The sequence below is a fragment of the Streptomyces sp. NPDC051211 genome (genome assembly GCF_040689505.1).
GTDB lineage: Bacteria > Actinomycetota > Actinomycetes > Streptomycetales > Streptomycetaceae > Streptomyces.
In genome coordinates, this window is sequence record NZ_JBFBAV010000001.1 from 223,698 (window position 1) to 236,121 (window position 12,424).

The 12,424-nt window shown below is 72.5% G+C and carries 14 protein-coding genes; 11 read left to right on the forward strand and 3 right to left on the reverse strand.

What is annotated here, in order from left to right; all coding sequences use genetic code 11:
* Positions 1 to 105: 105 nt before the first annotated feature.
* Complete coding sequence (locus AB0447_RS01095; RefSeq protein WP_366474287.1) at positions 106 to 621, reverse strand: NUDIX domain-containing protein; 516 nt, start codon at positions 619 to 621, stop codon at positions 106 to 108.
* 392 nt (positions 622 to 1,013) lie between these two features.
* Between AB0447_RS01095 and AB0447_RS01100 the strand changes: the two genes are divergently transcribed.
* Together AB0447_RS01100 and AB0447_RS01105 are read left to right on the forward strand one after the other, a co-directional pair.
* Positions 1,014 to 1,493 (forward strand): hypothetical protein, encoded by a 480-nt coding sequence (locus AB0447_RS01100; RefSeq protein WP_366474288.1) that lies wholly within the window; start codon positions 1,014 to 1,016, stop codon positions 1,491 to 1,493.
* A 96-nt stretch (positions 1,494 to 1,589) separates the two neighbouring features.
* Positions 1,590 to 1,988, forward strand: a complete 399-nt coding sequence (locus AB0447_RS01105; protein ID WP_366474289.1) for a DUF1992 domain-containing protein — start codon at positions 1,590 to 1,592, stop codon at positions 1,986 to 1,988.
* 75 nt (positions 1,989 to 2,063) lie between these two features.
* Here AB0447_RS01105 and AB0447_RS01110 read toward each other — a convergent pair whose 3' ends face one another.
* Both AB0447_RS01110 and AB0447_RS01115 read right to left on the reverse strand, forming a co-directional pair.
* Positions 2,064 to 2,630 carry a hypothetical protein gene (locus AB0447_RS01110; RefSeq protein ID WP_366474290.1) on the reverse strand — a complete coding sequence of 189 codons (567 nt, stop codon included), beginning with the start codon at positions 2,628 to 2,630 and terminating at the stop codon, positions 2,064 to 2,066.
* A gap of 136 nt (positions 2,631 to 2,766) precedes the next feature.
* Positions 2,767 to 3,156: a hypothetical protein gene (locus AB0447_RS01115; protein WP_366474291.1), complete on the reverse strand. Its 390-nt coding sequence runs from the start codon at positions 3,154 to 3,156 to the stop codon at positions 2,767 to 2,769.
* Positions 3,157 to 3,488: 332 nt separating this feature from the next.
* Between AB0447_RS01115 and AB0447_RS01120 the strand changes: the two genes are divergently transcribed.
* The 9 genes from AB0447_RS01120 (at position 3,489) to AB0447_RS01160 (ending at position 12,359) form a co-directional block, all read left to right on the forward strand.
* Entirely contained in the window at positions 3,489 to 5,288 is a 1,800-nt protein-coding gene (locus AB0447_RS01120) for an enoyl-CoA hydratase-related protein (protein WP_366474292.1), read from the forward strand.
* Between the two features lie 72 nt (positions 5,289 to 5,360).
* Entirely contained in the window at positions 5,361 to 6,428 is a 1,068-nt protein-coding gene (locus AB0447_RS01125) for a hydrogenase expression protein HypE (RefSeq protein ID WP_366474293.1), read from the forward strand.
* Between the two features lie 72 nt (positions 6,429 to 6,500).
* Positions 6,501 to 8,285 carry a nickel-dependent hydrogenase large subunit gene (locus AB0447_RS01130; protein WP_366474294.1) on the forward strand — a complete coding sequence of 595 codons (1,785 nt, stop codon included), beginning with the start codon at positions 6,501 to 6,503 and terminating at the stop codon, positions 8,283 to 8,285.
* Positions 8,282 to 8,803, forward strand: a complete 522-nt coding sequence (locus AB0447_RS01135) for a hypothetical protein (RefSeq protein WP_366474296.1) — start codon at positions 8,282 to 8,284, stop codon at positions 8,801 to 8,803. The genes AB0447_RS01130 and AB0447_RS01135 overlap by 4 nt, the downstream gene beginning before the upstream one ends.
* Positions 8,800 to 9,462: a DUF5947 family protein gene (locus AB0447_RS01140; protein ID WP_366474297.1), complete on the forward strand. Its 663-nt coding sequence runs from the start codon at positions 8,800 to 8,802 to the stop codon at positions 9,460 to 9,462. Before AB0447_RS01135 ends, AB0447_RS01140 begins: the two co-directional genes overlap by 4 nt.
* Positions 9,459 to 10,160 (forward strand): DUF6084 family protein, encoded by a 702-nt coding sequence (locus AB0447_RS01145; protein WP_366474298.1) that lies wholly within the window; start codon positions 9,459 to 9,461, stop codon positions 10,158 to 10,160. The genes AB0447_RS01140 and AB0447_RS01145 overlap by 4 nt, the downstream gene beginning before the upstream one ends.
* The gene (locus AB0447_RS01150; protein WP_366474299.1) at positions 10,157 to 11,572 is read left to right on the forward strand and encodes a hypothetical protein; all 1,416 of its coding nucleotides are present in this window, start codon (positions 10,157 to 10,159) and stop codon (positions 11,570 to 11,572) included. Before AB0447_RS01145 ends, AB0447_RS01150 begins: the two co-directional genes overlap by 4 nt.
* Entirely contained in the window at positions 11,569 to 12,147 is a 579-nt protein-coding gene (locus AB0447_RS01155; protein ID WP_366474300.1) for a hydrogenase maturation protease, read from the forward strand. The genes AB0447_RS01150 and AB0447_RS01155 overlap by 4 nt, the downstream gene beginning before the upstream one ends.
* Complete coding sequence (locus AB0447_RS01160; protein WP_366474302.1) at positions 12,144 to 12,359, forward strand: hypothetical protein; 216 nt, start codon at positions 12,144 to 12,146, stop codon at positions 12,357 to 12,359. The genes AB0447_RS01155 and AB0447_RS01160 overlap by 4 nt, the downstream gene beginning before the upstream one ends.
* Positions 12,360 to 12,424: the final 65 nt, after the last annotated feature.

Below are 12,424 nucleotides of genomic sequence, written 5' to 3' on the forward strand. Positions count from 1 at the left end.
GTGCGCCGGCGGGCGCGGGTGGTGCGTGTTCGGACACAGACGGCTCCTTCAACGGCGGCGGACGGGGGCGAGGGCGTTGACCGGGTCTGACGAACTCTGACGGGGTCAGGTCCAGCCCAGTTCGGTGTACGGGCGGCCGGCCCGGATGCCGTCGATGGCGGCCCGGGTATAGGGGACGATCGGGTCCGGCAGGGCGTCGGCGGGCCACCAGCCCCAGGACACGCACCGGTCGGGCTCGCGCACCACGGGCTCTCCCTGCCAGCGGCCGGCGCGGAAGACCAGCTGGATCCGCGGCTGCCCGCCCGGGTGGTCCACCACGTGGACCACGTGGACCAGGTCGACGTCCGCCGGGTCGATCACGAGCCCGGCCTCCTCCTCCGCCTCCCTCACCAGGCAGCTGACGGCAGATTCCTGCTCGCAGTGCCCGGCGAGGAAGTGGTGGGTCTTGCCCGCGTACGCGGAGTCGGGGTGCCGCAGGCCGAGCAGGACCCGGCCGCCCCGCTCCAGGTAGAGGTGGACCCCGACGATGTTCGGACATGCCCGCCCGGCGGACCCGGCCTGCCCCGGTACCGCTGCTGGGGGCGCCGCAATGCCGCGCGCTTCGTCGGATGCAGTGCTCATCGGACTCCTCTTGGTCGCGTGTTCTCCCGGCGGCTCGGCCCGGGCACCGGCGGCAGCGCGGAGTACGCGAGTACGCCCCGGCGCGGCGGACCGTCGTGCCGTACGTGAGGCTGCCCGCTTTCCGGCGCAACTCGCGCAGAGCGGGCGCGAACTCCGCGACCGGCCCCGACGCGCGGCCGGGCCCGGCTCCCACGCCCATGATCACGCAGCCAACATGCCGACCGGCGGCCGCACAAGACGGATTCACGCCGCGCGTGCCGGGTGGGCGCCCGTTCCGAGCTGGTTCAGGCCCGGCGGGAGCAGCGGCCGGCTCTGCAGGTGCGCGGACCGGCCCGATGGGGGAAGCTGGGCGTGGCCCGGTGTTGCTGCGCAAGATGGGTGAGGAGGGTCTCGTGGACGCTTCAGGACACGGCCGACCCGCAGGTGTGCCCCGGGCCGGGGCGGTGAGAACGGCCCTGATGTGGGCGGTCGCGGCACTCTTGGCGGCCGCGGTTCCGGGCGCCGTCCCGGCCTCCGCGCAGACCCCGGACCCGGACCCCCTGGTGGTCGTCGACTGCTTCGAGCAGGCACAGGTGCGCCCGCCGGAGTACCTGCTCGCCTGCGGGGACGGGAACAACCGTCTCGTCCGGCTCGACTGGCACACGTGGGGGCCGGACACCGCGACGGCCACCGGGACCGACATGGTGAACGACTGCAAGCCCTACTGCGCTGCGGGACGGTTCCACCCCTATCCGGTAACGGTGACGCTGAGCAAGCCGGAGGCCTGGACCGCGGAACCCGGCGTCCAGCGCTTCACCCTGATCCGGCTCGTCTACACCGACACCGCGCCGTCCCCGGTGCCTCAGGACGTGACCTACAAGCTGGTCTACTGACGTCCGGCGGCCGGGGTGGCCGGGGTGGGGTGGCCGGGGGCGGGGTGGCCGGGCCGTCCCTTCCGCCCCGCCCCCGACGCTTCGTACGCTGGATGCATGACCGAGCGCAAACCCCCCGGCGTCAGCTTCGAGTCGTTCGTGGACAAGCAGATCCGCGAGGCGGCCGAGCGCGGGGACTTCGCGAGCCTGTCCGGCTTCGGCAAACCGCTCCCCGACGACGCCGCCCCCTACGACGAGCTGTGGTGGATCAAGGGCAAGCTGCACCGCGAGGGCGTGTCCGTCCTCCCGCCCGCGCTCGCGCTGCGCAAGGAGGCCGAGGACGCGGTCGAGGCGGTGGCGGAGGCCCGTACCGAGGCCCGGGTCCGGGAGATCCTCACCGCGGTCAACGACAAGATCGCCGCCGCGATCCGCCGGCCCCCGCCGGGTCCGCCGCTGAACCTGAAGCCGTTCGACGTGGCCGCGATGGTGGAGGAATGGCGCGCCCGCCGAGCCTGAGGCAGCGGCGGGCGGGGCCGGTTCCGGGCTGTCCGGTCCCGTCGGCCTGTCCGGGCCGTCCGGGCCGTCGGGCCGTCAGGGCTGGACGGGGCAGGGGCGGTACTCGAGGCTGAGTTCGCGGTCGACGGCGTAACTCGTCCGCATCGACGCGTCGATGACCTTCTGCCAGGAGCCGTACTTGGCGTGGAGCTGGTCCGCGGTCGGCCCGAGCGGGTTGCCGTACTTGGCCACGTTCCGCTCCTCCAGGATCCGGACCTCCTCCGGGCTCATGCCGGCACGGGTGATCTCCTTGGCCTGGTTGCGCATGTCGACGAGCTCCCTGGCGATCTCCTCGTCGGTGGCCCCGGCCTCCCGCATGTTGGCTTCGGTGCGGTGCATGTCCTCGAGGAGGCCGTGGTAGCGCATCCGCGTCCGCTGCGCCTCGACCTTCTCCCCGTACGGCAGGACCCGGATGCGGCACACGACGGGATCGGTGCTGGGACAGGGATCGTCGGCGCTGACGGGCGGGGAAAGGGGAGCGGTGATGAGGGAGCCGCACGGCTTCCATGTGTCGGAGGCGGCGGAACCCGCGGTGGTCAGCAGGGCGACGGCGGCCACGAACGGGACGAGGGCGCGGCGCAGCAACGAGGAGTGAGCATGCATGCCCGCATCCTGGGCGGGCCCGGCGTGTCCCTCCGCCCGGACACACCGATGATCACTCCTACGGGGAACCGGTCACCGTTGCCGCCCGCCCCGACCGCTCAGTCTGCTAGGGGTGCCGCGCTGACCGCCGCCCTAACTAACCGGCGCTGCGCTTGCCCGGAGGGTCCTGCGGGTCCACGCCGGTGGTGGCAGAGGCGTCCTTGGTTCCGCTGGGGCGCTGCGAGCGGCCCTTCGGGCCGGTGTCGTGCATACCCTTCTCGCCGGAACCCTTGCTCTGCTCCTCCCCGCGGCGGCCCGTGCTCTCGGTGGGGCTGCCGTGCGGATTCCCGGACTCCTCCTTGGACGCCTTCCTGCCCGGGCCCTTGCCGGGGGCGTACTCGTCCGGATGGAAGGAGCGGCGGGCACTCGGGTTCTCCTGCTGCTTGGTCTCGTCCACGTCCGGAGACCAACCGTGCTGCTTGGTTCCCTTGTGCCGGCTCGGACCCTTGCCGAGCGGAGGCTCTGACGGCTTCGGCTGCTTGGCCATGATCTGACCTGCTGTCCTGTGGGGGGCGGACGCAAAGAAGCACGCGCCCTGGGTGGTAGAGCAATTCTCCCACCTGCCCCCCGCGCGGTCACCTCGGCCGACCCGAGGACGGCCCTCGGCCGGCCCGGGGCCGGGCACACGATTCAAGAGCCTGACTGCGGCCGAGTGGCCCCCCGGCCGGTGCCGCGTTCGAGTGACACCGCCGCACGGCTTCGGCCGCGGCCCCGCCCGCCTGCCCGACCATCTCAGGCGCCGGTCGTGTTCCGGTCACGCACTGCCGATCAGGCCGGATGCCACGCCGTAGTGGCTCCGGGCCGACGCTGGGAGATCACGTGTACGTCCTGCTCGTCGCGAGCGCGTTCAACAGCCTCACGCAGCGTGTCCACGCGGAGCTGCGCGACCACGGCCACCGCGTGGCGGTCGAACTCGCCCTGCCCTCGGTCTCCCTGGCCGAGGCCGTCCGCCGCCACGAGCCCGATCTCGACCTCGTCCTCGCTCCGATGCTGAAGACGGCCATCCCCGAAGAGGTGTGGGCCGCCCGCACCTGCCTGATCGTCCACCCCGGACCGGTCGGCGACCGCGGCCCCTCCTCGCTCGACCGGGCCATCCAGGAGCAGGAGACCCGGTGGGGCGTCACGGTCCTGCAGGCCGGCGCGGAGATGGACGCCGGGGACGTCTGGGCCAGCGTCGAGTGCCCCGTGCCCGAGGTCGGCAAGAGCGACCTCTACCGCGGCGAGATCGCCGATGCGGCCCTCGAGGCCGTACTGCTCGCCGTCGACCGTTTCGCCTCCGGCACCCACACCCCCCGACCCCAGGACGAGACCGCCGCCCGCACCCGCCCCTACCTGCGCCAGCAGGACCGCCGCATCGACTGGGAAGCCGACTCCACCGAGCGCGTCCTGCGCCTGCTGCGCGCCGCGGACTCCCAGCCGGGCGTACGGGACGACCTGCTCGGCGGCGAGTGGTACCTGCACGGCGGTCGGCCCGTCCAGCCGTACGAGCGGCTCCGCGGCCGCCCCGGCGAGCTGCTGGCCACCCGGGCGGGCGCGATCTGCCGGGCCACGACCGACGGCGCCGTGTGGATCCCGGAACTGCGGGCCCGCCGTGCGCCCGGCGGGCCCGCCCCCCTCAAGCTGCCCGCCACCCTCGCGCTCGCCGACCGGCTGCCGCCGCTGCCGGAGCACCCCGCCCCGCCGGACGCCCCCGCAGGGCGGCCCGCCTGGTCCGACATCGGCTACCGGGAGGAGGGCCAGGCCGGCTTCCTGTCGTTCTCCTTCCCCGGCGGCGCGATGAGCACCGAGCAGTGCCGGCGCCTGCTGGACGCCTACCGGACCGCCTGCACCCGCCCCACCTCGGTCCTCGTCCTCGGTGGCGGCCGCGACTTCTTCTCCAACGGCATCCACCTGGGCGTCATCGAGGCGGCCGCCGACCCGGCCGAGGAGTCCTGGGCCAACATCAACGCCATGAACGACCTGGTGGAAGCCGTCCTCACCACCACCGACCGGCTGGTCATCGCCGCCGTCGGAGGCAACGCCGCCGCCGGCGGGGCGATGCTCGCCCTCGCCGCCGACGAGGTCTGGTGCCGCTCGGGCGCCGTGCTGAACCCGCACTACCGCCTGATGGGGCTCCACGGCTCGGAGTACTGGACGTACACCCTGCCGCGCCGCGTCGGCGCCGCCGCCGCGGACCGCCTCACCACCGAGGCCCTGCCGGTGAGCACCGCCGCCGCGCACCGGCTCGGGCTGGTCGACCGTACGATCCCCTGCACGCCCCAGGCCTTCGCGGCCGAGACCGCACGGCTGGCGGTGCAGCTCGCCGACCGGCCCGCCGCCCGGTCCCTGATCGCCGTGAAGAAGGCGCAGCGCGACCGGGACGAGGAGGCCAGGCCGCTCGCCGCCTACCGGGAGGCGGAGCTCGCCCTGATGCGCCGCACCTTCTTCGACCCGGACGCCCCGTACCACGCCCTGCGCCGGGCCTTCGTACGCAAGGAGACCCCGTCCGGCACCCCGCCCCACCTCGTACGCCCCGTGCCCGACCGGCACACCCCCGTGCAGCCGGCCCCGCCCGCACGGCCCCGCACCGTCACCGGACTGGCCGTACATGACCGAGCACCCGGAGCGACCTGCTGTTAGCAAGAAGGGTGGGGCCGGTCACCGGCCCTCCCCGCACCACCGCCCCGAGTCCCTCCCCGAGGAGGCATCCCCATGGACGCAGCGACACAGGACCCGGTAGAGGACCAGGCAGAGGCCCCTCCGATCCACATCCTCTGGATCAACGCCGGACTGAGCTGCGACGGCGACTCCGTCGCCCTGACGGCGGCGATGCAGCCGAGCATCGAAGAGATCGTGATGGGCGTGCTTCCCGGGCTGCCCAAGATCGCCGTGCACTGGCCCCTGATCGACTTCGAATGCGGCCCGGTCGGGGGCGCGGACACCTTCATCGAGTGGTTCTTCAAGGGTGAGCGCGGCGAGATCGATCCCTTCGTGCTGGTCGTCGAGGGGTCGATCCCCAACGAGACGATCAAGCCCGAGGGGTACTGGTGCGGTTTCGGCGACAACCCGGAAACCGGTCAGCCGATCACCACCAGTGAGTGGATCGACCGGCTGGCCCCCAAGGCCCTGGCCGTCGTCGCCATCGGCACCTGCGCCACCTACGGCGGCATCCACGCCATGGAGGGCAACCCGACGGGCGCCATGGGCGTGCCCGACTACCTCGGCTGGGACTGGAAGTCGAAGGCCGGCATCCCGATCGTGTGCGTGCCGGGCTGCCCGATCCAGCCGGACAACTTCTCGGAGACCCTCACCTACCTGCTCTACCAGGCGGCGGGCTCGGCCCCGATGATCCCGCTGGACGACAAGCTGCGGCCGACCTGGCTGTTCGGCGCCACCGTGCACGAGGGCTGCGACCGCGCCGGCTACTACGAGCAGGGCCAGTTCGCCCAGACCTACGACTCGCCCAAGTGCCTGGTCAAGCTCGGCTGCTGGGGCCCCGTCGTGAAGTGCAACGTCCCCAAACGCGGCTGGATGAACGGCATCGGCGGCTGCCCGAACGTGGGCGGCATCTGCATCGCCTGCACCATGCCCGGCTTCCCCGACAAGTTCATGCCGTTCATGGACGAACCCCCCGGAGCCAAGGTGTCCAGCCGGGCCAGCGGCGTGTACGGGGCGGTGGTCCGCAGACTCCGGACGATCACCGCGCACACGGTGGACGAGGAGCCGAAGTGGCGGCACACCGGCGACCGGCTGACGACGGGCTACCGCCCGCCCTGGTGACCGGGCCGCACCCCCGCGCCCCGGTCCGCAGCGCATCACCTCCCGCTCAGAAGAAGGGTCACGGCAGACACGATGGCACCGAAGACGAAGGCGGCCGGTGACGGCAGCGGCCTGGTGGAGATGGCCTGGGATCCGATCACCCGGATCGTGGGCAGCCTCGGCATCCACACGAAGATCGACTTCAAGCAGAAGCGGGTCGCGGAGTGCTACAGCACCTCGTCGGTCTTCCGCGGCTACAGCGTCTTCATGCGCGGCAAGGACCCCCGCGACGCGCACTTCATCACCAGCCGCATCTGCGGGATCTGCGGGGACAACCACGCCACCTGCTCCGTCTACACCCAGAACATGGCCTACGGGGTGAAGCCGCCCCACCTCGCCGAGTGGATCATCAACCTGGGCGAGGCGGCGGAGTACATGTTCGACCACAACATCTTCCAGGAGAACCTGGTCGGGGTCGACTACTGCGAAAAGATGGTCCGCGAGACCAACCCCGGGGTCCTGGAGCTGGCCGAGCGCACCGAGGCCCCGCACGCCGGCGACCACGGCTACCGCACCATCGCCGACATCATGCGCTCCCTCAACCCCATCGAGGGCGAGTTCTACCGCGAGGCCCTCCAGGTCAGCCGCTACACCCGGGAGATGTTCTGCCTGATGGAGGGCCGCCACGTGCACCCCTCCACCCTCTACCCGGGCGGCGTCGGCACCATCGCCTCCGTCCAGCTCTTCACGGACTACATGAGCCGCCTCATGCGGTACTGCGAGTTCATGAAGCGGGTCGTCCCGCTCCACGACGACCTGTTCGACTTCTTCTACGAGGCCCTGCCCGGGTACGAGGAGGTCGGCCGGCGCCGTGTCCTGCTCGGCTGCTGGGGCGCCCTCAACGACCCCGAGTACTGCGACTTCACGTACGCCAACATGAGCAGCTGGGGACGGAAGATGTTCGTCACCCCGGGCGTCATCGTGGACGGCAAGCTGGTCACCAACGACCTCACCGACATCAACCTCGGCATCCGCATCCTGCTCGGCAGCTCCTACTACGACGACTGGGAGGGCCAGGAGCAGTTCGTCACGCACGACCCGCTGGGCAACCCGGTGGACCCCCGCCACCCGTGGAACCAGCACACCATCCCCTCCCCGCAGAAGCGGGACTTCGACGACAAGTACAGCTGGGTGATGTCCCCCCGCTGGTTCGACGGCAAGGACCACCTCGCGCTCGACACCGGAGGCGGCCCGCTCGCCCGTCTGTGGTCCACCGCCCTGTCCGGACTCGTCCACACCGACTACGTCCAGGCCACCGGCAACAGCGTGGTCATCACCCTGCCGCGCACGATGACCAAGCCCGAGACCCGTTTCGAGTGGAAGATCCCACGGTGGAGCAACGCGCTGGAGCGCAACCGCGCCCGCACGTACTTCCAGGCCTACGCCGCCGCCATCGCGCTCCACTGCGCCGAGATGGGGCTGGCCGAGGTCCGCGCCGGCCGCACCCAGACCTGGGAGAAGTTCGAGGTGCCGGACGAGTCCATCGGCGTCGGCTTCACCGAGGCCGTACGGGGCGTCCTCTCGCACCACATGGTGATCCGCGACGGCAAGATCGCCAACTATCACCCCTACCCGCCGACCCCGTGGAACGCCAGCACCCGCGACACCTTCGGCACGCCCGGACCGTACGAGGACGCCGTGCAGAACACCCCGATCTTCGAGGAGAACACCCCGGAGAACTTCAAGGGCATCGACATCATGCGCGCCGTGCGCAGCTTCGACCCCTGCCTGCCGTGCGGGGTCCACATGTACGTGGGCGGCGGCAAGACGGTGAAGACGATGCACGTGCCCACCGGGCTGAGCGGACTGGGCGGATGAGCGCGGCGATCGACGCCCGGCAGGCCGGGCAGCGGGTGGAGGAGGTGCTCGACCGGCTGGCCGCCACCGGCGACCGGGAGGCGTGCGCGGCGGCCGAGGAACTCGTGCGCGTGCTCATGGACTTCTACGGCTCCGGGCTCGCCCGGATCGTGGAACGGCTCGGCGCCGGCACCCTGGCCCCGCTGCTCGGCGACGAGCTCGTGGCGAGCCTGCTCTCCCTGCACCAGCTGCATCCCGAGGACGTGCACACCCGGATCGGCCGCGCCCTGGAAGGCGTGGGCGAACCCGTGGAGCTGCTCGGTTTCGACGAGGCCACCGGCACCCTGCGGCTGCGCCCCACAGCCGGTTCCGGCTGTGGATGCCCGAGCAGCGGCGCGGCCGCGTCGCAGGCCGTCGAGGACGCCCTCGCGTCTTTCGCGCCCGAGGTGACCCGGGTGGAGGTGGAGCCGGCTCCGGCCCCGCAGCCCGCCCTGCTCCAGATCTCCCCCCGCCCGCACGCTCCGGCGCAGGTGTCGTGAACGCGCCCCTCGCCCGTACGGGCACCCCGCGCGGGCTGCACCGGTTCGCGGGCCCGCGCGCCCCCCGCCCCGAGACCTGCGAGCTGTGCGGGGCGGTGGTGCCCGAGGACGGCCACCGCCACCTGGTGGAGACCGAGAAACGGGCCCTGGTCTGCGCCTGCACCGCCTGCACCCTGCTGTTCGACCGGCCGGGCGCCGCCACCGGGCGCTTCCGCGCCGTCCCCGACCGCTGGCTCACCGACCCCGGCCACCGGCTCGACGACGCCGCCTGGGAGCTGCTGCGGATCCCGGTCGGCGTCGCCTTCTTCTTCCGCAACGCCGCGCTCGACCGCCTGGTCGCCCTCTACCCGAGCCCGGCCGGAGCCACCGAGAGCGAACTCGACCCGGACACCTGGCAGACGGTCCTCGGCGCCGGACCGCTGGCCGCACTGCTGGAGCCCGACGTGGAGGCCCTGCTGCTGCGCCGCTCCGAGGGACGGATCGACTGCTACCTGGTGCCGATCGACATCTGCTACGAACTGGTGGGGCGGATGCGTCTGTTGTGGCAGGGCTTCGACGGCGGGGCCGAGGCCCAGGCCGCGCTGCGGACCTTCTTCGAGCAGGTCGAGCGCCGGGCCGAGGTGCCGGCGGAGGCTGCGGGGAAGGCGCGGACGGCATGACGGAATTCGCGTTCACCTGCACCGGCGTCCGCGCCGACGCCTACGCAGCCGGGCCCACCCTCGTCTTCCGGCTGCGCATCACCGCCGGCGGGGACGCCCCCGTGCACGCCCTCGCCCTGCGCTGCCAGATCCGCATCGAACCGGCCCGGCGCGGCTACGGACCCGCCGAGGCGGAGGGCCTGGCCGACCTGTTCGGCGAGCCGTCCCGCTGGGGCAGCACCCTGAAGCCGGTCCAGTTCGCCCAGGTCGCGCTCATGGTGCCCGGCTTCACCGGCGAGACCGAGACGGATCTGGCCGTTCCGTGCACCTACGACATGGACATCGCGGCCACCCGGTACTTCAGCGCCCTCGAAGGCGGGGAGGTGCCGCTGCTGATGCTGTTCTCCGGCACGGCCTTCACCGGAGCCGGCGGATTCCACGTCGAGCCCGTGCCCTGGGACCGCGAAGCCCCGTACCGGATGCCGGTCGCGGTGTGGCGCGAGATGGTCGAGCAGCACTTCCCGGGCTGCGGCTGGCTCCGGCTGCCCCGCGACGCCATGGACGAGCTGCTCGCCTTCCGTTCGCGCCACGCCCTCGCCTCCTGGGAGGCGACCGTACGGGCCCTCCTCGACGCGGCCGCCCGCACCGAGCCCCCACCCTCCGACCCCGCCTGGGCCGGCGCCGTACTGCCGCGCGCCGGCGAGAGGACGGCGCCGTGACCACGACGACCGAGCAGACCGCCCGCTTCGCAGCCGCCCGGCAGGTGGCCGACGCCGTCCTCTTCGAGGGGTACGTGCTCTACCCGTACCGGGCCTCGGCGGCCAAGAACCGGATGCGCTGGCAGTTCGGCGTGCTCGTGCCGCCCGCCTGGGGACCGGCCCACGACGAGCACGCGCACCAGCAGACCGAGATCCTGATGGAACCCCGCGGCGAGGCCGACCTGGCCGTGGAACTGCGTTTCCTGCACGCCCAGCGCCGCACCGTCCAGCAGGCCCGGGACGACGGCACCTTCACCGAGGTCGCCGAACTCCACCTGGACGACCGGGTCCTCGTCCCCTGGGACGAGGGCATCGAGGAGCGCGTCGAGCTGTCCGCGACCACGGCGGAACTGGCGGGCGAGGGCATCACCCTCCCCTTCCGGCGTCCCGCCCGCGAGGAGACCGAAACCGTCACCGACGCCCAGGGCCGCACCGTCGGCCGCCTGGTGCGGCGTACCGAGGAGGTCCTCGGAGTCGTACGGCTGCGGGCCACCGAAGTGCCCGGTCCCTACCGGGTGTTCAAGCTCACCGCGATCGTGGAGAACGCCAGCCCCTGGAAACCGGAACCCGGCTCGGACGACCGAGACGCGGCCCTGCCCCGCTCCCTGGTCGCCGCCCACCTCATGCTCGGCCTCAGCGGCGGCTCCTTCCTCTCCATGACCGACCCGCCCGAATGGGCCAGGGCGGCGGTCGCCGGCTGCGTCAACCGGCACACCTGGCCCGTCCTCGCGGGCGAGCCCGGCCGCGCCGACGTGGTCCTGTCCTCCCCGATCATCCTGGAGGACCACCCGGCCATCGCCCCCGAGAGCGCCGGGGCCATGTACGACTCCACCGAGATCGACGAGATCCTCGCCCTGCGCACGGCGGCCCTCACCGACCGGGAGAAGCGCGAGGCGCGCGGTACGGACCCCCGCGCGGCCGCCGTGATCGACCTGGCGGACTCCATGCCGCCCGAGGTGCTGGAGCGGCTGCACGGAGCAGTCCGTTCCCTGCGGGAGATCACCGACCCGGACAGGCCGCCGGAGATCTCCGAACCCGCCGACGACGAAGCGGTGTTCAAACCCGACACCCCCTGGTGGGATCCCGCCCGGGCGGACACCGCGGACCCGGCGCGCGACCGGATCCTGATCGACGGCATCCGGGTGGGTGCGGGCAGTCGCGTCCTGCTCCGCCCCGGCCTGCGGCGCACCGACGCCCAGGACCTGTTCCTCCGGGGCCGGGCCGCACAGGTGGAGGCCGTCCTCCACGACGTCGACGGGGGAGTGCACCTCGCCGTCACCGTGGAGGGAGACCCGGGCGCGGACATCCGCCGGGAACAGGGCAGGTTCCTCTACTTCCAGCCCGACGAGGTCACCCCCCTGGAGGACGCGTGAGCGCCGGAACCCTGGTCGCCGGCATCGGCAACGTCTTCCTCGGCGACGACGGCTTCGGCGTCGAGGCCGTACGCAGCCTGTCCGCGCACCGACTCCCGCCGGAGGTCCGGGTGGTGGACTTCGGCGTCCGCGGAGTCCACCTCGCCTACCAGCTCCTCGACGGTTACGACACGCTCGTGCTGGTCGACGCCACTGCCCGTGGCGGCGCCCCCGGCACGCTCTACCTCATCGAGGCCGACCGGCCCGGTTCGGTCGCACCGGGAAGCGCCGTCCTCGACGGCCACCACATGTCCCCCGACGCCGTCCTCGCCCTGCTGGACACCCTGTGCGCCGGCACCGGCTCCACACCGCCCCGCAGGACACTGGTCCTCGGCTGCGAGCCCGCCTCGACCGAGGAGGGCATCGGCCTGAGCGCGCCGGTGGCCGCCGCGGTGCCGCAGGCCGTACGCATGCTCCTGGACCTGCTCCGAGGCGATGCCGAGCCCGATGCCGAGGCCGATGTCGAGGCCGATGTCGAGGCCGAGTCAGCGGACGGAGCCGACAGGCCTCGCCGAGAACTGAGGAGAACCCCATGAACAAGACCATGCACAAGCCCCACAACAAGACCATGCACAAGCCCCACAACAAGACCATGCACAAGACCATGCACAAGGCCATGCACAAGACCACGCACAAGCCCGTGAACAAGAAGGCCGTCGTCGGCGGCGCCACGGCCGCCGTCCTCGTGGCCGTACTGAAGCAGTTCCTCCCCGACGTCAGGCGCTACCTGCGCATGCGCCGGATGTGACCCCGGGACCGCCCCGGGCGCCCGAATGGCGTACGGGGCGGCCGGCCCCTCGGCGTGCCCGCCCG